Source organism: Gammaproteobacteria bacterium (assembly GCA_032250735.1).
GTDB lineage: Bacteria > Pseudomonadota > Gammaproteobacteria > SZUA-152 > SZUA-152 > SZUA-152.
The window spans coordinates 113722-134953 of record JAVVEP010000003.1 but is presented as its reverse complement, the minus strand read 5'-3'; the positions used below and the strand labels follow the sequence as shown (position 1 = coordinate 134953).

General features: G+C 61.2%; 25 protein-coding genes and 1 pseudogene. 22 read left to right on the top strand and 4 right to left on the bottom strand.

Annotated features, from left to right (window positions below; translation table 11 throughout):
• Positions 1-173: 173 nt before the first annotated feature.
• From RRB22_03115 to RRB22_03065, 11 genes and pseudogenes are all read left to right on the top strand, one after another.
• Positions 174-485: a metalloregulator ArsR/SmtB family transcription factor gene (locus RRB22_03115; protein MDT8383383.1), complete on the top strand. Its 312-nt coding sequence runs from the start codon at positions 174-176 to the stop codon at positions 483-485.
• A 279-nt stretch (positions 486-764) separates the two neighbouring features.
• Positions 765-1145: pseudogene (locus RRB22_03110) on the top strand (rhodanese-like domain-containing protein).
• A gap of 162 nt (positions 1146-1307) precedes the next feature.
• The gene (gene grxC / locus RRB22_03105; protein ID MDT8383382.1) at positions 1308-1607 is read left to right on the top strand and encodes a glutaredoxin 3; all 300 of its coding nucleotides are present in this window, start codon (positions 1308-1310) and stop codon (positions 1605-1607) included.
• An 11-nt stretch (positions 1608-1618) separates the two neighbouring features.
• Positions 1619-1897 (top strand): glutaredoxin 3, encoded by a 279-nt coding sequence (gene grxC, locus RRB22_03100; GenBank protein ID MDT8383381.1) that lies wholly within the window; start codon positions 1619-1621, stop codon positions 1895-1897.
• 17 nt (positions 1898-1914) lie between these two features.
• On the top strand, positions 1915-2349 hold the full coding sequence (trxC, locus tag RRB22_03095; GenBank protein ID MDT8383380.1) for a thioredoxin TrxC: 435 nt from the start codon (positions 1915-1917) through the stop codon (positions 2347-2349).
• A gap of 195 nt (positions 2350-2544) precedes the next feature.
• Positions 2545-3030, top strand: a complete 486-nt coding sequence (gene secB / locus RRB22_03090) for a protein-export chaperone SecB (GenBank protein ID MDT8383379.1) — start codon at positions 2545-2547, stop codon at positions 3028-3030.
• A gap of 114 nt (positions 3031-3144) precedes the next feature.
• A complete protein-coding gene (gpsA, locus tag RRB22_03085; protein MDT8383378.1) occupies positions 3145-4179 on the top strand; it encodes an NAD(P)H-dependent glycerol-3-phosphate dehydrogenase in 1035 nt (344 codons plus the stop codon).
• 403 nt (positions 4180-4582) lie between these two features.
• Positions 4583-5167: an ANTAR domain-containing protein gene (locus tag RRB22_03080; GenBank protein MDT8383377.1), complete on the top strand. Its 585-nt coding sequence runs from the start codon at positions 4583-4585 to the stop codon at positions 5165-5167.
• A gap of 423 nt (positions 5168-5590) precedes the next feature.
• Positions 5591-6913 carry a CmpA/NrtA family ABC transporter substrate-binding protein gene (locus tag RRB22_03075; protein MDT8383376.1) on the top strand — a complete coding sequence of 441 codons (1323 nt, stop codon included), beginning with the start codon at positions 5591-5593 and terminating at the stop codon, positions 6911-6913.
• A gap of 276 nt (positions 6914-7189) precedes the next feature.
• The gene (locus RRB22_03070) at positions 7190-8104 is read left to right on the top strand and encodes an ABC transporter permease (protein ID MDT8383375.1); all 915 of its coding nucleotides are present in this window, start codon (positions 7190-7192) and stop codon (positions 8102-8104) included.
• A gap of 75 nt (positions 8105-8179) precedes the next feature.
• Positions 8180-9046 (top strand): ABC transporter ATP-binding protein, encoded by an 867-nt coding sequence (locus RRB22_03065; GenBank protein ID MDT8383374.1) that lies wholly within the window; start codon positions 8180-8182, stop codon positions 9044-9046.
• Between the two features lie 79 nt (positions 9047-9125).
• Here the strand turns inward: RRB22_03065 and trmL are convergent, their stop codons facing one another.
• Positions 9126-9596, bottom strand: coding sequence for a tRNA (uridine(34)/cytosine(34)/5-carboxymethylaminomethyluridine(34)-2'-O)-methyltransferase TrmL (gene trmL / locus RRB22_03060; GenBank protein MDT8383373.1), 471 nt, complete (start codon positions 9594-9596; stop codon positions 9126-9128).
• Between the two features lie 45 nt (positions 9597-9641).
• Here trmL and RRB22_03055 point away from each other — a divergent pair, with 45 nt between their 5' ends.
• The gene (locus RRB22_03055; GenBank protein MDT8383372.1) at positions 9642-10589 is read left to right on the top strand and encodes a dihydroorotate dehydrogenase; all 948 of its coding nucleotides are present in this window, start codon (positions 9642-9644) and stop codon (positions 10587-10589) included.
• Between the two features lie 70 nt (positions 10590-10659).
• Here RRB22_03055 and RRB22_03050 read toward each other — a convergent pair whose 3' ends face one another.
• Complete coding sequence (locus RRB22_03050) at positions 10660-11985, bottom strand: mechanosensitive ion channel (protein MDT8383371.1); 1326 nt, start codon at positions 11983-11985, stop codon at positions 10660-10662.
• Positions 11986-11988: 3 nt separating this feature from the next.
• Positions 11989-13542 (bottom strand): threonine ammonia-lyase, biosynthetic, encoded by a 1554-nt coding sequence (gene ilvA, locus RRB22_03045; GenBank protein ID MDT8383370.1) that lies wholly within the window; start codon positions 13540-13542, stop codon positions 11989-11991.
• A gap of 154 nt (positions 13543-13696) precedes the next feature.
• Between ilvA and rpiA the strand changes: the two genes are divergently transcribed.
• The 3 genes from rpiA to RRB22_03030 all read left to right on the top strand — a co-directional run bounded on the left by rpiA (position 13697) and on the right by RRB22_03030 (position 15390).
• The gene (rpiA, locus tag RRB22_03040; protein ID MDT8383369.1) at positions 13697-14353 is read left to right on the top strand and encodes a ribose-5-phosphate isomerase RpiA; all 657 of its coding nucleotides are present in this window, start codon (positions 13697-13699) and stop codon (positions 14351-14353) included.
• Positions 14354-14419: 66 nt separating this feature from the next.
• Positions 14420-14620 carry a DUF2905 domain-containing protein gene (locus tag RRB22_03035; GenBank protein ID MDT8383368.1) on the top strand — a complete coding sequence of 67 codons (201 nt, stop codon included), beginning with the start codon at positions 14420-14422 and terminating at the stop codon, positions 14618-14620.
• On the top strand, positions 14617-15390 hold the full coding sequence (locus tag RRB22_03030; GenBank protein ID MDT8383367.1) for a hypothetical protein: 774 nt from the start codon (positions 14617-14619) through the stop codon (positions 15388-15390). Before RRB22_03035 ends, RRB22_03030 begins: the two co-directional genes overlap by 4 nt.
• Positions 15391-15426: 36 nt before the next feature.
• On the opposite strand, the gene RRB22_03025 is transcribed toward RRB22_03030, so the two are convergent.
• Positions 15427-15621, bottom strand: a complete 195-nt coding sequence (locus RRB22_03025; GenBank protein MDT8383366.1) for a hypothetical protein — start codon at positions 15619-15621, stop codon at positions 15427-15429.
• 266 nt (positions 15622-15887) lie between these two features.
• Here RRB22_03025 and RRB22_03020 point away from each other — a divergent pair, with 266 nt between their 5' ends.
• The 7 genes from RRB22_03020 to RRB22_02990 all read left to right on the top strand — a co-directional run bounded on the left by RRB22_03020 (position 15888) and on the right by RRB22_02990 (position 21231).
• Complete coding sequence (locus RRB22_03020) at positions 15888-16595, top strand: DUF72 domain-containing protein (GenBank protein MDT8383365.1); 708 nt, start codon at positions 15888-15890, stop codon at positions 16593-16595.
• 143 nt (positions 16596-16738) lie between these two features.
• Positions 16739-17578 carry an ATP-binding cassette domain-containing protein gene (locus RRB22_03015; protein MDT8383364.1) on the top strand — a complete coding sequence of 280 codons (840 nt, stop codon included), beginning with the start codon at positions 16739-16741 and terminating at the stop codon, positions 17576-17578.
• Positions 17578-18354: a lipid asymmetry maintenance ABC transporter permease subunit MlaE gene (gene mlaE, locus RRB22_03010; GenBank protein MDT8383363.1), complete on the top strand. Its 777-nt coding sequence runs from the start codon at positions 17578-17580 to the stop codon at positions 18352-18354. The genes RRB22_03015 and mlaE overlap by 1 nt, the downstream gene beginning before the upstream one ends.
• 57 nt (positions 18355-18411) lie before the next feature.
• Entirely contained in the window at positions 18412-18876 is a 465-nt protein-coding gene (mlaD, locus tag RRB22_03005) for an outer membrane lipid asymmetry maintenance protein MlaD (GenBank protein ID MDT8383362.1), read from the top strand.
• A gap of 32 nt (positions 18877-18908) precedes the next feature.
• Positions 18909-20297 carry a TolC family protein gene (locus RRB22_03000; GenBank protein MDT8383361.1) on the top strand — a complete coding sequence of 463 codons (1389 nt, stop codon included), beginning with the start codon at positions 18909-18911 and terminating at the stop codon, positions 20295-20297.
• Positions 20294-20938 carry an ABC transporter substrate-binding protein gene (locus RRB22_02995; protein MDT8383360.1) on the top strand — a complete coding sequence of 215 codons (645 nt, stop codon included), beginning with the start codon at positions 20294-20296 and terminating at the stop codon, positions 20936-20938. The genes RRB22_03000 and RRB22_02995 overlap by 4 nt, the downstream gene beginning before the upstream one ends.
• Entirely contained in the window at positions 20935-21231 is a 297-nt protein-coding gene (locus tag RRB22_02990) for an STAS domain-containing protein (protein MDT8383359.1), read from the top strand. The genes RRB22_02995 and RRB22_02990 overlap by 4 nt, the downstream gene beginning before the upstream one ends.
• Position 21232 lies beyond the last annotated feature (1 nt).

The following is a 21232-nucleotide window of genomic DNA, read 5'->3' as shown; positions in this document are numbered from 1 at the left end:
GCCTACATGGATGTAGGTGAGGGGCGTGAGCAGGAAGCGGAAGCTTAGCACCAGACATCCACGTTTAAGCCACGGATTCAGGTTAGTGATAGCGCCGGTTCCAGGCAAATGTTAATGCAGGTTTTGCTGCAAACAGAATCATCAAATATTCGTTTTGTGAAGGTGGTTGGGGCATGAATGTAATGGATCATCTGATTACCCGGGACGAGGACATCGAGCGCGCCTCGCGTTCCATCAAGGCGATGTCGCATCCGTTGCGGCTCAAGATTCTCTGCGCATTGGGTGATAAGGAGGTCAGCGTGCAGGACATCGTTACCCTGGTCGGCACCTCGCAGAGCAACATCTCCCAACATCTGGCCATCCTCCGCGACAAGGGCATCCTGATGTCCCGCAAGGATGCGAACCGTGTTTTTTATCGGGTCGGCGATGCCCGCACCCTGAAATTGATCAGCATGATGCGCGAAGTCTTCTGCTCGGTGGAATAGCGGGCTGGGCTGCGTTATCCGCTGCGGTGATTTCCCTGATCTACGTTTCTGGCCCACCGAACGCGGCAATCGGTGGTGCATTTCTGTTGTAACCTCTTTATTATGCGCCGCTTTCGCGCGTTTTGTCGGTAGTCCATGCAGTCCGTGGCCGATGTTATCGATCGTGGATGCTGTCGATTGCGGCGGCGGACCCTCACTATAAATTGTGGGCGTTAATCATCGCCGCCGCTGTCGGGTGGCCTGTTGTCGGTTGAATTCTGGAATGAGTAAAGGCTTGGTATGCAGCAGATAGGCAATTTTATTGTGGGTCACTGGGAACTGTTTCTCGCCCTGGTCGTTATTCTATTTCTGTTGGCGCGCACCTGGTTTGGTCCGGGCGCGGTCAGCCTGCTGATGCCCTCCGAGGCGATTCAGCTGATTAATCACCAGGATGCCCTGGTGGTGGATGTGCGTACCGACAAGGAATACCAGCAGGGACACGTGATGAATGCCATGCACATTCCTCTGGGGGTGCTGGAGAACCGCATCAACGAATTACAGGCCTACAAGAACAGCAGTATTGTGATGGTGTGTCGCTCGGGCGCGCGCTCCGGTCAGGCCGTCAGCAAGCTGAAAAAGCAGGGTTTTACCGAGGTGCACAATCTGGGTGGCGGCATGCTGGCCTGGGAGCGGGCCAACCTGCCGGTAACCACCAGGGCGGGTGTCCCCCCCCGGCCGATGGCTGCCGAGGTGAAGCAGGAAGTGGCGCAGATAACAAATACCGAGAGCGGCGCGCCGTCGGCGGACACCGCGGCACAGCCCGGCGCCGCGAAACCGGATGTACTGGTCTACACCACGCGCAAGTGCCCGTTTTGTACACGCGCCATTGAGTTGCTGAATCAGAAAGGGGTGGGCTACACCGAGGTGCGCATCGATACCTACCCCGAAAGGCGGGAAGAGATGGAGACCCGCGCCGGGCGCACCTCCGTGCCGCAGATATTTATCGGCGATGCGCACGTCGGCGGTTGCGACGATATGTATGAGCTGGAGGCGCGCGGTGAGCTGGATGCCCTGCTGGCGCGGGCCAGTCAATCGGCAGGCGCCGCGACCGCCGCCAGCGAAAAGACGCACAACGACAAATAGGTACCCCTTGTATGATCGATGACAATAACACCCCCGAGATCGTAATTTACACTGCGGCCTTCTGTGGCTACTGTGCGGGCGCCAAGAGTCTGCTCGGCAAGAAGGGGGTGGAGTTTACCGAGATCCGCATCGATAAAGAGGCCGGTAAACGCGAAGAGATGGAACAACGCGCCCGGCGCGACAGCGTGCCGCAGATCTTTATCGGCGAGCGCCACGTTGGTGGCTTTGACGACCTCGTCGATCTGGACATGGATGGCGAGCTGGATGAGTTGCTGGGCCTCGCCGAGTAGGCCCATTCTCCGCCCGCATGAGTGAATATCTGCACATTGCCTGTCCGCATTGCGATGGCATTAATCGTGTGCCGCAGGAGAAGCTGGCCGCCGGTGGCCAGTGTGGCGCCTGCCACCAGCCCCTCTTCACCGGCACGCCGTTGAGTCTCAACCAGGCCCGTTTTCAGCGCCATCTCGGTCGCAGCGATCTGCCGCTGCTGGTGGATTTCTGGGCCCCCTGGTGCGGGCCCTGTAAGATGATGGCGCCCGTTTTTGCCGAGGCCGCCCGGCAACTCGAACCCCAGCTGCGGCTGGTTAAGATCGACACCGAACAGGAGCAGGCCCTGTCCGCACAGTGGAATATCCGCAGCATCCCCACCCTGCTGCTGTTTCGGCAGGGCAGGGAGGTGGCGCGTCTGTCCGGGGCGCTGCAACTGCCGCAGCTGCTGGCCTGGGTGCGTCAGCAGGCGTGACCCGCGGCCGGCGGGCCGCAAGGCCCGGGGATGATTCACCAGTGACCTTGCTAGGCCGAATCGCGCCGCTGCACCCACCAACCTGAGACTTTTTCAACAACCTGTTAGAATCCGCCCGTTGATTCAGGCGGCCGGCAGCAGTTGGGCGGCTGCAACACCCCTTTCATTTCCGAAATTATTACTGGGACCACCATCATGTCAGAGCAAGAAAACCCAGGCGGCGTTGCTGCCGGCCAGCCGAACGAACAACAGTTTGGTCTGCAGAAGATCTACCTCAAGGACACCTCGTTTGAGACGCCAAATTCACCGGAGATCTTCACCGCCGAGTGGAAGCCGGACATCAATGTCGAGCTGGGCACCGGCGGCAAGCCGCTGGCGGAAAATGTGCACGAGATCGTGCTGACCGTGACGGTCACCGCCAAGCTGGGCGGCAAAACGGCCTACCTGGCCGAGGTGCATCAGGCGGGCGTGTTCACCATGGCGGGCTTCAGCGATGCCGAACAGGGGCACATGAAGGGCAGCTACTGCCCGAGCATCCTGTTTCCCTATGCCCGTGAGGCCATCTCCGACATCATCGGCAAGGGCGGTTTTCCGCAGTTGTTACTGGCGCCGGTGAATTTTGATGCCCTGCTGGCCCAGCATCAGGCCGGCGCGGCCGACAGCAAGGAGCAGGTACATTAGGCGCATGCCCAGACGAACAGCGTCGCACCCTGTGCGGACCCTGAAATCCCGAGAGACAACCGCCGGCCGACCGTGGCCGTCGCTGTTTTCACAGGCCCTGAGGGTGGCCAGACCGTGAATCAGGCAGAGCGGCCGATCACGGTCCTGGGCGCCGGTTCCTGGGGCACGGCGCTGGCGATCCAGCTGGCGCGCAGCGACCGGCCGGTGGTGCTGTGGGGTCATGACCCCGAGATGATGGCCAAGCTGGCCCGTGAGCGGGTAAACCAGCGTTATCTGCCGAACATCCCCCTGTCGGAGCGGATTGTTATCAGCACCAACCTTGAGACCTGCGTGCGGGGTGCGCGTGACATTCTGGTGGTGGTGCCCAGCCATGCCTTTCGCGCGGTGCTGACGGCGCTGCGCCCATTCCTGACAGAGGATGCCCGCCTGTTGTGGGCCACCAAGGGGCTGGAATCCGGCTCCGGAAAGCTGTTGCACGAGGTGGCGCACGAGGTGCTGGGTGAGGGCGTGCCCACCGCGGTGGTCTCCGGCCCCACCTTTGCCCGTGAGGTGGCCGAAGGCCTGCCCACCGCGGTGACGGTGGCCTCTCGCGATGCCCGTTTTGCCCACGATATCGCCGAGCGCCTGCACAGCAAGGCCTTTCGTGCCTACACCAGTGACGACGTGATCGGCGTTGAGGTGGGCGGCGCGGTAAAGAATGTGCTCGCCATCGCCGCGGGGATTTCCGATGGTCTGGGCTTTGGCGCCAATGCGCGCACCGCGCTCATCACCCGTGGCCTGGCGGAGATGATGCGCCTGGGTGAGCGGCTGAGTGGCCAGAATGGTAGCCAACAGGCCGGCCACCGCGAGACCTTCATGGGCCTGGCCGGGCTGGGTGACCTGGTGCTGACCTGCACCGATAACCAGTCACGCAACCGGCGTCTGGGCCTGGCCCTGGGGCAGGGCCGGCCGCTGGAAGAGGCGCTGGCCGGCATCGACCAGGTGGTGGAAGGGGTACAGACCGCCCGCGAGGTACACGATCTGGCCCTGAGCCAGGGCGTGGACATGCCTATCACCGAACAGGTCTATGCCGTGCTGTATGAGGCGCGCGCACCAAAAGACGCCGTCCAGGCGCTGCTGAATCGTGACCAGAAACCAGAGTTGAGCTAGGCCACATCCTTATCGTCGCGCCCATATAGGGCATTGATTACATAGGGGTTTTTTCTCCACAGCCATTTCCCGCGTGCCGCCGTATCGAAAAGGCGCTGTACGGACAGCGCGTGACTCCATGAACGTCACGGGCGTATCGACCGCCGGCCGCTCCGGCATGGATCATCCCCTTTTCCCCTTATTTCCTTCCCCCTTTGTCTGCGCCCACATTTGGTGCGCGAGGCCGTCATGGTGTGCAAAAGCGATGCCTGTCGGCGGCTCCATCCCCTGCGAGGGGCAGGCCTTTATCCGCTAACTGTTTGATTCTGTGTAGATCTCCGGTGCTGGTACGGTTGTTGCAATGCACTCGTGAGACAAGCTCGGCCATCCCCAGCGGGATGGTCCACCAGTAAAGGTCGGGCATATGGGCATACAGACTATTCTGCTGAATGAAGTGCCGGCCGCCAGTCAGCTGCTGCGACAGGGGCTGCAGGCGGCGGGGCACGAGGTGGTGGCGGAGCAGGATCCGGGCGAGGACCTGCTGGCGGCGGTGCAACGACACGCGCCGCGGCTGCTGGTGTTGAACCTGAGGACGGCGAACGCCATCCTGCTGGGCAGGATCGCCGAACTCAATCGCGTGCAGCCCCTGGCCGTGGTCCTGTTTGTCGAGGTGGATAGGCGGGAGCTGCTGGAGCGGGTCATGCAGTGTGGCGTCAGCGCCTATGTGGTGGATGGGCTGCAGTCCGAGCGCATCGAACCGATTGTGAATACCGCCCTGGCGCGCTTTGCCCTGATGAGCGGTCTGCGCAGGGAGCTGGCCGACACCCGACAGGTGCTGGCGGGGCGCAAGGCCATTGATCGCGCCAAGGGTGTGATCATGGCGCGACGGGGCTGCACCGAGGACGAGGCCTATAGCCGCTTGCGCAAGCTGGCGATGGATCGTAATCAGCGCATGGCCGAGGTGGCGGAGAACGTGGTGGCCACTGCGGCGCTGTTCGAGGCGAGCTAGGCGGCGAGGCCATAAGGTGAGGCCATAAGCTGAGCAATAAACAGATAGAGACAACGGCCGGCACGAGGCAGGCCAACAAGGTTTCCCGATCACCCAACGGCGGGTGATTCGGCGCACGATTCGCGAACGAGGCGGTGAGCTTGACCGCCAGGGCGCGTCTGCACGGACAACGGCGTCCACTGGTATAGCGAGTAATTGCTAGACAGGTGGACGCTTTTTTTTGCGGCATTTTTGCTGGAAGACAACCATTAAAAAACAGGATGGTGAGCGTTAGTGTTTTTAAATCAACAGGCAGACACAAAGGTGGAGAAAGTGATGAAAAGATTATGGGTGAGTCGTGGTGCAGGAATATCGAGACCGGCAGGCCGGGGATATATGAGAGGTGGGCTGGCAGCGCTCGCGGCGGTGGTCGCCCTCAACGGCATGGCGATGTTGTCGCCACGCTCGGTGGTCGAGGCGGCGGGGCTGGAAAAAGAGGAGCTCAAATTTGGCTTTATCAAGCTGACGGATATGGCCCCCCTGGCCATCGCCTACGAAAAACGATTTTTTGAGGACGAAGGTCTGTATGTCACCCTCGAGGCGCAGGCCAACTGGAAGGTGTTGCTGGATCGTGTCATCGATGGTGAGCTGGATGGCGCGCACATGCTCGCGGGCCAGCCGCTGGGTGCGACCATTGGCTTCGGCACCCAGGCAGACATCATTACCGCCTTCAGTATGGACCTGAACGGCAACGCGATCACGGTATCGAACGACATCTGGGCGCAGATGAAAAAGCACGTGCCGCATGAAAACGGCAAGCCCGTGCATCCGATCAAGGCCGACGCGCTCAAGCCTGTAGTGGAAAGCTATAAGGCGCAAGGCAAGCCTTTCAAGATGGGAATGGTGTTTCCGGTCTCCACCCATAACTACGAATTGCGGTACTGGCTTGCGGCAGGCGGCATCCATCCCGGTTATTACGCGCCCAAAAAGGGCGACACCTCGGGAACCCTGGGTGCCGATGTCTTCCTGTCAGTCACCCCGCCGCCGCAGATGCCTTCAACCATGGAGGCAGGAACGATTTATGGTTACTGCGTGGGTGAGCCGTGGAATCAGCAGGCGGTATTCAAGGGTATAGGCGTGCCGGTGGTGACGGACTATGAGATCTGGAAAAACAATCCGGAGAAGGTGTTCGGCGTCAGCCGCGAGTGGGCGGAAAAATATCCCAATACCCACAAGGCCGTGGTCAAGGCGCTGATTCGTGCGGCGCAGTGGCTGGATGCCAACGACAACGCCAATCGTCCGGAGGCGGTGAAGATCCTGGCCAAATCCCAGTACGTGGGCGCGGATTACGAGGTGATCGCCAACAGCATGACGGGCACCTTTGAATACGAAAAGGGTGACAAGCGTGCGGTGCCGGATTTCAACGTGTTCTTTCGTTACCACGCGACCTATCCCTACTATTCCGATGCGATCTGGTATCTGACCCAGATGCGCCGCTGGGGGCAGATCGCCGAGCCGAAACCGGACAGCTGGTTCATGGAGATTGCCCGCAAGGTCTATCGCCCGGACATCTATGCCGCCGCCGCCAAGGAGTTGATTGCCGAAGGCAAGCTGACGGCGAAGGACTTTCCCGAGTTTGAGAAAGAGGATGGATTCCGTGCGCCACAGACCCACTTCATTGATGGCATTCGCTATGACGGCCATCAACCCAATGCCTATCTGTCCAGTTTTGATATCGGGCTGAAGGACAAGGATGAAGTGAAATAGCGGGTGAACGCCTGTTGGTATTCCCCTTCGCTGGTACTACGGGCCGAAGGGGGCGCTCGGGAAGGCGTGTGGAAAACATTACCAACAGGCAGTGCTCGGCGATGATGGATTTTTCAGGCAAGACTTTTAGACAAGACTTTTAGACAAGACAAAGAAGGCGACAGGTGAGCTATGAATACGGCAGAAGTCAGTGAGGAGATAAAGGGCGAGCGTGTGCCCCTTAAAAGGCAGATGCCGGACGGGCTGGTCTGGTTACGAGCACGCTTGAAGGGTGTCATGCAGGCAACGGTCGCCCCCGTGGTGGCCTTTGTGTTGTTTCTGTTGCTGTGGAATGTAGGGGCCGCGCAGATCGAGACCTCCCTGGGTCAGCTGCCGGGGCCGGCCCAGGTCTGGTCGCAGGCGATGGGGCTGCTGGATGAGCATGTTGCCGAGCGTGAGAGGGAGGCGGGATTTTATGCGCGGCAGAAACAGCGCTATCTGGAAAAGCTGGCCGAAAATCCCGCTGCGGTGGAAAAGGTCCGCCCCTACACCGGCAAGCCGACCTTCATCGACCAGATCTTTACCAGCCTGTTGACGGTGGCGACCGGGTTTCTGCTGGGCAGTCTGATCGCGATTCCCCTCGGCATACTCTGCGGATTGAATGCCACCCTGTATCGGGCAATGAATCCATTGATCCAGATCTTTAAGCCGGTCTCGCCGCTGGCGTGGCTGCCGATAGTCACCATCGTGGTGAGCGCGGTGTACGTGAGCGACGACCCGCTGTTTTCGAAGTCGTTCGTCACCTCGGCGATCACCGTCACCCTGTGCTGTCTGTGGCCGACCCTGATCAATACCACCGTGGGGGTGGCGAGCATCGATAAGGACCTGATCAATGTAAGCCGGGTATTGCGTCTGAACTGGATGACCCAGGTGATCAAAGTGGTGTTGCCCTCGTCCATCCCGATGATGTTTACCGGGCTGCGCCTGTCGCTGGGCATCGGCTGGATGGTGCTGATTGCCGCCGAGATGCTGGCGCAGAACCCGGGGTTGGGCAAGTTTGTGTGGGATGAATTCCAGAACGGCAGTTCCAACTCCCTGGGCCGCATCATGGTGGCCGTGTTTGTGATCGGACTGATCGGCTTTTTGCTGGATCGCCTGATGCTGTCCCTGCAGCGCCGGGTGTCATGGGACAAGGGCGCAATGATTCGCTAACCACATCACGCAGCGCAACACGCGATAGCGATGATCAACCGCGCCATTGGCGTTGAATGTTTCAGGAGATTTACGATGAGCAAAGAACATCTATTACTGTCACAGGTGTGTATCGACTTTCCCACCGACAACGGCCCCTTTCGGGCGTTGGACAATTTCAATCTGCAAATGCACGCCGGGGAGTTTGTTTCGCTGATCGGCCACTCGGGGTGCGGTAAATCCACGGTGCTGAATATCGTAGCGGGACTCTATGAGGCGACCTCCGGTGGCGTGATCCTGGATGGCCGGGAGGTCAATGAGCCGGGCCCGGAACGGGCGGTGGTGTTCCAGAATCACTCCCTGCTGCCCTGGTTGACTGCCTATCAGAATGTGGAGCTGGCCGTGAAGCAGGTGTTCAAGGGCCGCAAGACCCGGGCGGAAATGGTGGAGTGGATTGAGCACAACCTGGCCCTGGTGCAGATGACCCATGCCAAACACAAACTGCCGTCGGAGATCTCCGGCGGTATGAAGCAGCGGGTAGGGATCGCCCGCGCCCTGGCCATGGAGCCCAGGGTGTTGCTGATGGACGAACCCTTCGGGGCGCTGGACGCGCTGACCCGCGCCCACCTGCAGGACTCGGTGATGGAGATCCATGCTGCGCTGGGCAATACCGTGATCATGATCACCCACGATGTGGATGAGGCGGTATTGCTGTCCGACCGCATCGTGATGATGACCAACGGCCCGGCCGCCACGGTGGGTGAAATCCTGGATGTCCCGCTGGCGCGCCCGCGCAACCGTATCCGCCTGGCGGATGACCCGGCCTATAACCACTACCGCAGCGAGGTGCTGAAATTCCTCTATGAGCGGCAGCAGCGCCCGGGCGAGGCACCGGCTGCCGCCGGGGCCGCCGGCGCAGTCATCACCGATCACAGCGCGGCCGAGGAAGAGCAGGCCGCATAAAAGGTTTACTCACTGCGGGGATGTGGCCTTCCCACCTGTCAGCCTTCACGCATCCCCGTGGTGAGTTCTATATTCTGGATTACCGTTCGACCGCACCCGCAAAACCCTGTTGTCGCCAGGCCTCGTAGACGATAATCGCCACGGCGTTGGCGAGGTTCAGGCTGCGGTTGTCGGGCAGCATCGGGATGCGCAGGCGCTGCCCGGCCGGTAATTCCTCCAGGATCTCCAGTGGCAGGCCTCGCGTCTCCGGTCCAAATAAAAAGGCATCCCCCGCCCGATAGTCGGGCGCGGTATAATCCTGCCGCCCCTTGGTGGAGCAGGCGAAGAGGCGCGCGGGTTTGAGTTGCTGCACAAAGGACGCAAAGTCGTCATGGATCTGCACCTCGGCAAATTCGTGATAATCCAGCCCGGCGCGGCGCAGCTGTTTATTGGACATCTCGAAGCCCAGCGGGCGAATCAGGTGTAGCTGTGCACCGCAGTTGGCGCACAGGCGGATGATATTGCCGGTGTTGGGCGGGATCTCGGGTTGAAAAAGAACGACGTGGAACATAGGCTGGCGGGCAACTCCAAAGGCATAAATTAGGGTAGAGAATTGATGGTGCACAAATCGCAACAATCCATGCTGGCGTCCGAATTCTGCGGTATGCGCTTCGACTCGCCCATCGTGCTGTTATCCGGCTGTGTCGGCTTTGGCGAAGAATACACACGGGTCAGGGGCTTTACCAATCGCGATGTCGGCGCCGTGTGTCTCAAGGGCACCACGCTGCTGCCGCGACTCGGTAATCAGCCGCACCGGGTGACCGAGACCCCGGCCGGCATGATCAACGCCATCGGCCTGCAGAATCCCGGCGCCGCGCATGTCATCAGCCAGATCCTGCCTACGCTGGACTTTGCAGAGACGCGCTTCATCGCCAATATCTCCGGTTCCACGGTGGAGGAATACGCCGAGGTGGCCCGGCTGTTTGACGACTCCGACATCGACGCCATGGAGATCAATATCTCCTGTCCCAACGTCAAGGAGGGCGGGGTGGCCTTCGGCAATGATCCGGACATGTCCGCGCGGGTGGTGGAGGCCTGCCGCAAACAGACCAAGAAGCCGCTGATTACCAAGCTCTCGCCCAACCAGACCGATATCGCCGAAAACGCCCGCCGCTGCATCGAGGCGGGCACCGACGGTTTTGCGGTGATCAATACCCTGATGGGTATGGCCATCGACGTGGAATCGCGCACCCCGGTGATCGGCAATAACCAGGGCGGCCTGTCAGGCCCGGCCATCAAGCCCGTGGCCCTGCTAAAGACCCATCAGGTCTACCAGGTGTGCAAGGGACACGACATCCCCATCATCGGCCAGGGCGGCATCTGCACCGCCAGTGACGCCATTGAATTTATGATTGCCGGCGCCTCGGCGGTGGGTGTGGGTACGGCGCTGTTTTATGACCCGCTGGTGTGCAAGAAGATCAACGACGGGATTGTCGATTACCTGGAGCGCCATGGGCTGGCCGAGGTCGAGCAGCTGGTGGGGACCCTGGTGCTGAACGGGTGATTCGGTTTTGAACCGAACCGGGGACAGACCTAAGGTCTGTCCCCTCCGGCACTCTTTCAAGACGATATTCCTAAACCGGCTCCGGGCCTGACCCCTGCCCCACCGTGACGATCCTGACCTCGCGTTGCGGGAAGGGGATCTCGACCTTGTGTTGCTTCAGGGTATCCCAGATCATCAGCAGCAGATCGGCGCCGACCCGGTGCTCGCCGTCATCGATGCCCTCCATCCAGAATTCGATCAGGATGTTGACGCCCGATTCGCCAAAACTCTTTATCTCCGCATCGGCACGCTCTTCAACGGGCAGCTGCGGACCACTGAGCACCTGGGGATGGCTGGAGACGACCTCCCGGAGCAGGGGGAACAGTGTGTGCAGGTCCGTGCTGTAGGCCACCTGGAGCTCAATGGTATAGCGCTGCTTCTTGTTCTTGTGCGTCCAGTTGGTAAAGCTGCTGGTAATGAACTGTTCATTGGGCACCATGATGTCCTTGCCGTCGTAGGTCTCCAGGGTGGTGGAGCGCATGTTCAGCTCGCGGATGGTGCCCACGCGTCCGTCCTCCAGTTCGATGTAATCACCCACCGCCAGCGAGTGGTCGAGCAGCAGGATCACGCCGGAGATAAAATTGGAGGCGATGGACTGCAAACCAAAACCCAGCCCTACCCCCAGGGCCCCGCCAAACACGGCCAGGGCCGTAATGTTGACCCCCATGACCTGCAATAACAGGATGAAAATCACCACAAACAGGCCGACCTGATACAGTTTGGCAAAGATCTCACGGGTGCCTATTTCCAGATGGGCCTGCTGGCGTATCACCCGCTGTCCGAGCGTGTTGGAGATGCGGCCCAGCCAGAAAAGCACGGCGCCGAAGATGATCACCCGCACCACGCCATAGGCGGATATCCTGATATTGCCGATCTCGACGAACTGGGATTCCAGATAGCCAACCGCATTATCCAGCAGCCCAAAGACCTGCAGGATCGCGATAGGAATCGCAATCCATTTCACTAGTGATTGAACCAGCCGGTTGACGATAAAGCGCGAGATCACGCTGTAGATCATCAGCACCACCGCCAGGCCCTCGGCAATGCGCACCAGCCAGGCCTGGCGGAGAATGTATTCGCTGAGGTCGACGGCCGCCGTCATGAGGAGAATAACGAACAGCGGAAACAGCAGGTCCCGGGCCTGGTAGATGCCGTTGCGCAGGAAGTGCAGCGGGCCTTCGCGCGGGGCCTCTCGGAGCAGGGGGGAATGGCGCCTTAGCAGCAGGCTGAGGGCGTAGGCCAGAATGATGGCGACGATGATGAAACCGAGCTGGGCATAAAATACCGGGCTGGTCACCCAGTCAACCAGCCTGGCAAAGAGTTGTTCGGCCTGTTGCTGTATGCGTGTGATGTCCACTGGCTAGCTCAGGAACAGCTGGTAGGCCGGATTATCCGTTTCTTCCCAGGCCTCATAGCCTAATTCGTCCAGAAACACCTGAAACTCCGCGGTGTCTTCCGCCGGCACCTGAATCCCCGCCAGGATCCGGCCATACGCGGCGCCGTGATTGCGGTAGTGAAACAGGCTGATGTTCCAGCGTTCGCCGATGCGATTGAGAAACCGCAACAGGGCGCCGGGCCGTTCCGGGAACTGGAAGCGGAACAGGCGCTCATCGGCGACACGCCCGGCGCTGTGGCCGCCGACCATGTAACGGATGTGCAGCTTGGCCATTTCGTTGTCGGTCATGTCTAACACAGAATAGTGGTCGTTGATCAGCTCCTCGATGAGCGCGTCTTTTTCGGTGTCGCGGCCGTGCATCTGTACGCCGACAAATACATGGGCCTGGCTGGGATCGGCATAACGATAATTAAACTCGGTGATGCCGCGCAGGCCGATGATGCCGCAAAATTTGCGGAAGCTGCCGGGCTGCTCGGGAATGGTGACGCTGAGCAGGGCCTCGCGGCGCTCACCGATTTCGGCGCGCTCGGCGACGTGGCGCAGGCGATCGAAGTTCATGTTGGCGCCGCTGTCGATGGCGATCAGGTCCTGGTCATGGATGGCTTCGCGCTCGACGTATTTTTTCAGTCCGGCCACGGCCAGTGCGCCGGCCGGTTCGGTGATGGAGCGGGTGTCGTCGAAGATGTCCTTGATGGCGGCACAGATTTCATCGGTTTTCACGAGGATGATCTCGTCCACCGTTTCGCGGGCGATGCGAAAGGGTTCTGCGCCGGCCTGACGCACGGCGACGCCGTCGGCAAAGATACCGACCTGGCCCAGCAACACCCGTTCGCCGGCGGCCAGTGCGGCGTGCATGCAGGGCGCGTCTTCGGGTTCGACGCCGATGATGCGGATCGCCGGGTGCAGGGTTTTGACATAGGCGGCGATGCCGGCGATGAGCCCGCCGCCGCCCACGGGCACGAAAATGGCGTGAATGGAGCGGTTGCTGTGCGTCGCATCCGCTGCGGCATATTGCGCGGCATGCTGTTCGAGGATCTCCATGCCCACGGTACCCTGGCCGGCAATTACGTCCGGGTCGTCGTAGGGTGGGATGAAGGTCATGCCGCGTTGTTCGGCAACCTGCATGGCGCGCTCGAAGGCATCATCGTAGGCGTTGCCGTGCAGGATCACCTCGCTGCCCATCTGTTCCACGGCGTGGATCTTGATCTCCGGGGTGGTCTTGGGCATCACGATGAGCGCCTTCAGTCCCAGCCGTTGGGCGGCCAGCGCAACCCCCTGGGCGTGGTTGCCTGCGGAGGCGGCGATGACGCCCCTATGCCGCTGCGCGTCGCTGAGCCGGGTAATCTTGTTGTAGGCGCCGCGCAGCTTGAACGAAAACACCGGCTGCAGGTCTTCGCGTTTGAGCAGGACACGATTATTGAGCCGTGCCGACAGGCCCGGCGCCGGTTCCAGCGGGGTCTTTTTGGCCACGTCGTAGACGCGGGCATTGCGGATTTTTTCTACGTAGTCTTTGAACATGGGCGTAAGGTATCAGCTTGCTGTTATTCTGTCAGTGTTAGCGAGGTCTGCCGCGCATCGGTGCTTTGGCGGGTGACGGGAAACATGGTCTATAATACCGCGACCTTGGTGCGCGTTTGGGTGGCAACTAGGGATGTCCTGAAAGGAACGAATAATGAATCAAGACGAAATGAAAAAGGCAGTGGCCGAGGCCGCTCTCGAATACATCAAGCCCGGCATGATCGTGGGCGTGGGCACCGGCAGCACGGCCAACTTTTTTATCGATGCGCTGGCCACCATCAAGGGGCAGGTCGAAACCACGGTGGCCAGTTCCGAGGCCTCGGCCCAGCGCCTCAAGGGCCACGGCATTCCGGTGGAGGATCTCAACGCGGTCGGCAGCATCGACGTGTATGTGGACGGCGCCGACGAGGCCAACAAATACCTGCACCTGATGAAGGGCGGCGGCGGCGCGCTGACGCGCGAAAAGATTGTCGCCGCCGTGGCGCGGCAGTTTGTCTGCATCGCCGACGAATCCAAACTGGTGGACATCATGGGCAAGTTCCCGCTGCCCATCGAGGTGATCCCCATGGCGCGTTCCTATGTGGCGCGCGAGCTGGTGAGGCTGGGCGGCCAGCCCGCCTATCGTGAGGGTTTCGTGACCGACAACGGCAATGTGATTCTCGACGTGCACGGCTTGCAGATCATGAATCCGGTGGAGCTGGAAAGGACGCTCAATGACATCGTCGGCGTGGTGACCAACGGCCTGTTCGCCATGCGCCCGGCCGATGTCCTGCTGCTGGGTACGCCTACCGGTGTCAAAACCCTCACCTGAGAGCCTGTGAAAATCCCCCTGACCTACTGCGGACGACGGTTTTTTCACCGGCTCTGATCACGCATCGTGTCCCGGCTGCTCATTATTCTCGGCATCGTTCTCGTGGTGGTGGGCTTGCTGTGGCCGTGGCTGACCCGGCTGGGTCTGGGTCGATTGCCGGGCGACATCGTGGTGGAGCGGGAAAACGCCCGCTTCTATTTTCCGCTGATGACCTCGCTGATCATCAGCCTGATCCTGTCGTTGCTGTTCTGGCTGTTCCGTAAATGAGCACCTTCAAGCAGCTGCGCGTGTTATTCCTGCTGTTCGTGCTGCTGCTGGTGGCGGTGGGCAGCGGCTTGAGCCAGTGGCGCACCACCAGCTGGGAGAAGCCGCTGGTGGTGGCGATCTATCCCATCAATGGCGATGGCAGCGAACGGTCGGCCGCCTACATCGAAGGCCTGTCGCTGCAGGCCTTTGAGGAGATCGAGCGCTTTTTTGTCGACGAGGCGGGGCAGTATCGGCTCGCGGTGCGTCAGCCGGTGGATATTGTCATGGGGCCGGTGTTGAGCGAACACCCGCCCGCGCCGCCACGGGATCGCAATACCCTGGGGGTGATCTGGTGGAGCCTGAAGATGCGCTACTGGGCCTGGCAGGTGGGCCGCGAGCGGGGTCCGCCCGCGCACATCCAGATGTTTGTGCTCTACAACGATCCGCAGCAGAGCCCACGCGTGGCCCATTCCCTGGGGCTGCAAAAGGGCCTGCTCGGCGTGGTGCACGCCTTTGCCGGTGAGCGCGCGGCCGCAGGCAACAACGTGATCATCGCCCACGAGCTGCTGCACACGGTGGGGGCCTCCGATAAATACAATCCACAGAACAATCAGCCGATCTTCCCCATCGGTTATGCCGAACCCGAGCGGCAGCCGGTTCTGCCCCAGGAGTATGCGGAGCTGATGGCGGGGCGGGTCCCCCTGAGTCCGACCGAGGCCCGGCAGGTCGATAGCCTGGGGGCGGTGGTGGTCGGCGAATACACCGCCCGCGAAATCCGCTGGATTGAGTGAGTGCGGGTCTTTAGTTTGTCGGGCCTTGTTGGTCGGTCACAGGTTCCTGGTTTTGGTGGCACCGCAGCGTTGGCAGACATACAGGGTGACCAGCTTGCCCAGGCGGCTGTCGAATTGTTTGTCCCTGGAGATCTCCCATTTGTGGAAACCACTCTTGCACAGGGTTTTACCCTTGTGGATGTCACCGGGTTTACGGGGGGCGGGGCGTTTAAAGGGGAGAATGTCACCCATGGCGAGGCTCTCCTGATTCAGGTTTGGGGGGTTGAGGCGGTTTGATAGTACACTGTCGCATCGCGTTAGTACGACGACTGTCATGCAACGATCGCAGAACGGTTATCGTAGTACAGGAATCGTAGTACAAGAATCAGAGCACAAGAATCAGAATACAGCCATCGCAATACGGTTATCAGCAAGGCGATAACATGAGGCATAGCGCACCCATACCCAAACGCCACCGCAGGTGAACCGACATAAGCGCTATAGACACCATTAACCGGATGAAAAAGCCACACACCGACATCATTGTTGCCGCCTATGGCTGGTCCTTTCCGGACTGGTGCGGAAATTTCTATCCGGAGGATCTGCCGGAGGATTGGCGGCTCGCCTATTACAGCAATGAATTTCGGGCCGTGGTGGTACCGGCCTCGGCATGGTCGGGCGAGGATGCGCTGGAGATTGAGCGCTGGGTCGAGGACACCAGCGACGATTTCATCTTTTATCTGGAAGTAGTGGGTGTGCAGACGGACTGGGTGAAGCTGGCCCAGGCGGTTAGCCCGCTGGGCGATCGCCTGGGGGGCATCCTGCTGCGGCCGCTTGACGTGGATCCCGATCTGGCGATGATTGCCGGCGAGCTGGAGACCGCAGTGGCGGTGGCGCCGGTGGCTGTGCTGTTACCCGAAAATAGGCAACCCAGCGAGGTGGGCAGGCGTCTCCTGCAGCAGCTGAAGGTGTCGCTGTGCTGGAATGTTGGCGAGGGGACGCCGTCGTGGACCCAGGGGGGCTTCGCCGTGGCGCGGGTTGCCGGTACTATAAGCTACACGCCGCGTCAGTGGCGTGAGATTATTGAGCAGTGTCTGCGTTGTGAGATACAGGACGGCACGAAGCGCCGCGTGTTGCTGATGGTGGAACAGGCAGCACCCGATGTCGATGCCCTGCGGGCGGCAATGATGATCGGCGACATGCTGGTGATCCCGGACATGGATTGATTCCGTTTGCTGGACCCGGCCCGATCCCTTTACCTAGCCTTTTGCATAAATGACAAGAACCTTACAAAAATAATAAAACCCATGTTATTCACTACCGACAATCTTGCGTGTGACCAAAAGCGACCGGCCCGAGGGCGGCGCCGATGAGCGTGAGCCCCGACGAGCCGCTGGTCAGGATCCGTGACCTGGTCTATCGACGTGGCCAGCGGGTGATTTTTGACGGCATGGATATCGATATCCCGCGCGGCAAGCTGACCGCCATCATGGGCCCCAGCGGCACGGGAAAGACCACCCTGCTGCGCCTGATCGGTGGTCAGTTAAGGCCCGATGCAGGCACGGTGCAGGTCGATGGTGAGTCGGTGCCCGAACTGGGTTACCGGGAGCTCTATGAGTTGCGCAAGCGCATGGGGATGCTGTTTCAGAATGGCGCCCTGCTGACCGATCTCAATGTGTTCGACAACGTCGCCTATCCCCTGCGCGAACACACCAGACTCAATGAGGCCATGATCCGTGATCTGGTGCTGATGAAGCTGCACGCCGTCGGCCTGCGCGGCGCGCGCGAGCTCATGCCCAGCGAGCTCTCCGGCGGCATGTCGCGGCGCGTGGCGCTGGCGCGCGCCATCGCCCTGGACCCGATGATGATCATGTATGACGAGCCCTTTACCGGCCAGGACCCCATCTCCATGGGGGTGCTGGTGTCGCTGCTGCGCACCCTGACCGATGTGCTGGGGCTGACCTCGGTGATGGTGTCCCACGACGTGAAGGAAAGCCTCTCCATCGCGGATTACGTGTACGTGATCTCCGAGGGCAAGGTGGTGGAGCACGGCACGCCCGCAGCGCTGAATGAATCGACCTCGGCCTGGGTGCAGCAATTTATCCAGGGCCAGCGCGACGGGCCGGTGCCGTTTCATTATCCCGCGATCGACTATGCCGAGGACCTGTTGGGTCCGTCCGCCAGGGATTCGGCGGGAGGGGCGGCCTGATGCTGATCCTGTTACAGCGGCTGGGGGCCGTCACCCTTGGCGTCGCCGAGCGCATTGGTCGGGGCCACCTGTTCCTGCTGCATGTGCTGACGGGTTTCCCGGCCCTGCTGCCGCGCTTCGGCATGGTGATTACGCAGCTGTTTTCGGTGGGCGTGCTGTCCTTTCTGATCATTGCGGTGTCGGGCCTGTTCGTGGGCATGGTGCTGGCCCTGCAGGGCTACAATACCCTGGTGGACTTCGGCGCCACCGAGTCGCTGGGCGTGATGGTGGCGCTGTCGCTGGTGCGTGAACTGGGGCCGGTGGTGTCCGGCCTGTTGTTCGCCGGCCGCGCCGGTTCCGCGCTCACCGCCGAGATCGGCCTGATGAAGGCCACCGAACAGCTGTCGGCGCTGGAGATGATGGCGGTGGATCCGCTGCACCGGGTGGTCGCGCCGCGCCTCATGGCGGGCATTCTGGCGATGCCCCTGCTGGCCGCCATCTTTAGCGCCCTGGGTGTGGTCGGCGGGTATTTTGTGGCCGTGGGTCTGCTGGGCGTGGACGACGGCGCCTTCTGGTCGCAGATGCAGGCCAAGGTGGATCTGTATGAGGATATCGTGAACGGCGTCATCAAGAGCCTGGTGTTCGGTTTTGTGGTGACCTGGATCGCGGTGTTCGAGGGTTATGACACCGTACCCACCTCGGAGGGCGTGAGCCGCGCCACCACCAATACCGTGGTGCATGGCTCGCTGGCCGTGCTGGGGCTGGATTTCGTGCTGACGGCGCTGATGTTTGATTAAGACGGTATTGGCGAGGCGATGGGCAAGTCTATTGGACAGAGGGTGGAGAGATAAAAAATGATGCATTCAAGATCGGTACAAATCTGGGTGGGCCTGTTTGTGGTGGTCGGCATGGCCGCCCTGCTGATGCTTTCCATGAAGGTGAGTAACATCAGCGCCTTTACCGAGACCGAGGGGTTCGAGGTGACCGCCAATTTCGCCAATATCGGCGGGCTCAAGGTGCGTTCGCCGGTGACCATGGCCGGGGTGGTGGTGGGGCGGGTCGCGAAGATCGGTTTTGACCGGCAGGCCTATGAGGCGGTGGTGACCCTGAATATCCAGAACGAATACGACAATATCCCCGAGGACACCAGCGCCAGCATCTTTACCGCCGGCCTGCTGGGCGAGCAGTACATCGGCCTGGACGCGGGGGGTGCCGAAGAGGTGCTCAGGGCGGGGAGCCATCTACAGCTGACCCAGTCGGCGGTGGTGCTGGAACAGATCATCGGCCAGTTTCTGGTGAGTCAGGCGGACAAGGACTAGGCGCCATTGACGGCTAGCCTCTGGACATGAGCATGATACGAACCCCTCATTCGGCAGCCCATAACCGCCTGCTGCCCGCCTGCTGTCTGCTGCTGGCGCTGGGCGCCGCCCAGGCGGAGACGGTGGTGCTGGACCTGCCGCAGTCCATCGAGCGGGCCCTGAACACCGATGCCCGCATCGACGAAAAGAAAAAGCTGGTGGAGGCCGCCCGCGGCCTGCTGGCCGAGGCCCGTGGCGGTGACGACTGGTCGTTCAATGTTAATACGTTTGTGGGCTTTGCGCCGTCCCTGCGCGGCGGCCTGTTCGAGACCACCGACAGCTCGGGGAAGACGACGGTGGGCATCCCGGACAACGCCTTCGATATCGACGGCCTGTCGCCCTGGTATTACGTGGATTTCTCCTTCATCAAACCCCTGCACACCTTCGGCAAGATCAAGCACTACTCGCTCGCCGCGGCCGGCAATGTGCAGATCAAGCAGGGGGATGTCGCCCTGCAACGTGGCCAGACCCTGCTGGAGGTCACCCGCGCCTACAACGGTTATCTGGCGGCCAGGGACACCCGCCTGCTGCTGGAGGATTCGCTGGCAAAACTCGAGTCGGCGCGTGAGCTGGTGCAGGGCTGGCTGGATGACGGCGAGGGCGAGGCCAAGCAGTCCGACCTGTATGCCCTGCAGACCGGCGTCGCCCTGCTGCAACGCTATATCGCCGAGGCGACCGGCTTCGAGAATATCGCCCTGGCCGGCCTGCGCATGCTCACCGGCGTGGCGCCGGAAGACGAACTGGAGCTGGCCGACAAGCGCCTGAGCCCGGTCGAGCTGCCCAGGGGCGAGCTGAAGGCCCTGCAGGCGCAGGCCCTGGCGCAGCGCCCCGAGATCCACCAGCTGGCGGCGGGCTTGCAGGCGCGGCGCGAATGGATGCTGGCGAAAAAGAGCGAGTCCAACCCCAATCTGTACACCGGCGTGGCGGGGGTGATCTCCTACAGCCCGCTGCGGGAGGATCTGTCCAACGTCAGCGCCTACGATCCCTTTAACAGCGCCGGGGCGACGCCCATCCTGGGTCTGAAGTGGGAGTGGGCCAGTGGCCGCCAGCCGGCCCAGGTGGCGCAGGCGCAGGCGGAGATGGAATCGACCCTGGCGCTGAAGTCCTTTGCCCAGCAGGGCATCCCCTTTCAGGTGGCCGAGCAGTATCACACCGTACACGCCCATCACGGCATGGTGCAGAACCTGTACGAGGGCAGCCGTAGTGGCCGGCGCTGGATGATCAGTAGTTATGCGGATTTTGAGGCGGGCGTGGAGCGGGCCGACAAGGTGATCAGCGCCTTTCTGGGCTACATACAGGCCTATGGCGATTATCTGAAAACGGTCAATGACTATAATCTGCACGTGGCCAGACTGCGCGTGGTGACGGGAGAGTTCAAGTGAGGAATGTCGTGAGCAAGGGCTTAACAAGATATGCCGGCTGGTGTCTGGCGCTGGGTATGTTGAGCGCCCCGGCGCTGGCCATCCAGGCGCCGCAGGAGCTGGTACAGCAGACCACCGACCAGATCACCAGCGTGTTGCGCGCCGAGCAGGACAAGATCAGCGCCGACCCCAATTACCTGTTGCAGGTGGTCGACGATATCGTCGCGCCGCACTTCGATTTTGACCGCATGTCCAGCTGGGTGCTGGGTAAATACTGGCGCACCGCCAAGCCTGATGAGAAAAAGCGTTTTGCCAGTGAGTTTCGCACCCTGCTGGTGCGCACCTATGCCAAGGCCCTGAATGATAATTACGACAAGAAGATCGACATGCTGCCGGCCCGTGAACAGGCGGATGGCTCGCAGGTGACGGTGCGCACCGAGATTCAGCAGTCCGCCGGCTTCCCCATCCCGATCGACTACAAGATGCACATCAAGGACGACACCTGGAAGGTGTTTGATGTGAGCGTGGACGGCATCAGTCTGGTGGCCAATTACCGGACCTCGTTTGCCCAGGAGATCCGCAAGGACGGGCTGGAGAAACTGATCGAGCGGCTGGCCGAACGCAACGCACCCGCCGTGGTGACGGATGGCGTAAAACCGTGAGCGCCACCCGCCTGCAAACCGCGGATGACGGGCGCCTGATGCTGTCCGGCGAGCTGAGCATGGCGACGGTGCCCGCCCTGCTCAAACAGCTGGACTGGCGGCAGGGCGACGCGGAGATCCGTATCGATCTGCAGGGTGTCGAGCGTGCCGACAGCGCCGGCGTCGCGCTGTTGATCGAATGGCGGCGGGCCGCCGCGCAGCAACAGCGCAGCATCGACTTTCAGAACATCCCCTCCCAGATGCTGGCCATCGCCCGTCTTAGCGGTGTCGATGAGCTGCTCGCCCTGAACTGAC

Coding starts and splice junctions, on each gene's coding strand:
- ilvA (MDT8383370.1), bottom strand. CDS start 13,542: ATGTTCAAAGACTACGTAGAAAAAATCCGCAATGCCCGCGTCTACGAC.
- mlaD (MDT8383362.1), top strand. CDS start 18,412: ATGATGCATTCAAGATCGGTACAAATCTGGGTGGGCCTGTTTGTGGTG.
- RRB22_03015 (MDT8383364.1), top strand. CDS start 16,739: ATGAGCGTGAGCCCCGACGAGCCGCTGGTCAGGATCCGTGACCTGGTC.
- secB (MDT8383379.1), top strand. CDS start 2,545: ATGTCAGAGCAAGAAAACCCAGGCGGCGTTGCTGCCGGCCAGCCGAAC.
- RRB22_03115 (MDT8383383.1), top strand. CDS start 174: ATGAATGTAATGGATCATCTGATTACCCGGGACGAGGACATCGAGCGC.
- RRB22_03055 (MDT8383372.1), top strand. CDS start 9,642: ATGGTGCACAAATCGCAACAATCCATGCTGGCGTCCGAATTCTGCGGT.
- RRB22_03000 (MDT8383361.1), top strand. CDS start 18,909: ATGATACGAACCCCTCATTCGGCAGCCCATAACCGCCTGCTGCCCGCC.
- RRB22_03030 (MDT8383367.1), top strand. CDS start 14,617: ATGAGCACCTTCAAGCAGCTGCGCGTGTTATTCCTGCTGTTCGTGCTG.
- rpiA (MDT8383369.1), top strand. CDS start 13,697: ATGAATCAAGACGAAATGAAAAAGGCAGTGGCCGAGGCCGCTCTCGAA.
- RRB22_03080 (MDT8383377.1), top strand. CDS start 4,583: ATGGGCATACAGACTATTCTGCTGAATGAAGTGCCGGCCGCCAGTCAG.
- grxC (MDT8383381.1), top strand. CDS start 1,619: ATGATCGATGACAATAACACCCCCGAGATCGTAATTTACACTGCGGCC.
- RRB22_03065 (MDT8383374.1), top strand. CDS start 8,180: ATGAGCAAAGAACATCTATTACTGTCACAGGTGTGTATCGACTTTCCC.
- RRB22_03020 (MDT8383365.1), top strand. CDS start 15,888: ATGAAAAAGCCACACACCGACATCATTGTTGCCGCCTATGGCTGGTCC.
- RRB22_03070 (MDT8383375.1), top strand. CDS start 7,190: ATGCAGGCAACGGTCGCCCCCGTGGTGGCCTTTGTGTTGTTTCTGTTG.
- RRB22_03025 (MDT8383366.1), bottom strand. CDS start 15,621: ATGGGTGACATTCTCCCCTTTAAACGCCCCGCCCCCCGTAAACCCGGT.
- RRB22_03075 (MDT8383376.1), top strand. CDS start 5,591: ATGGCGATGTTGTCGCCACGCTCGGTGGTCGAGGCGGCGGGGCTGGAA.
- trmL (MDT8383373.1), bottom strand. CDS start 9,596: ATGTTCCACGTCGTTCTTTTTCAACCCGAGATCCCGCCCAACACCGGC.
- mlaE (MDT8383363.1), top strand. CDS start 17,578: ATGCTGATCCTGTTACAGCGGCTGGGGGCCGTCACCCTTGGCGTCGCC.
- trxC (MDT8383380.1), top strand. CDS start 1,915: ATGAGTGAATATCTGCACATTGCCTGTCCGCATTGCGATGGCATTAAT.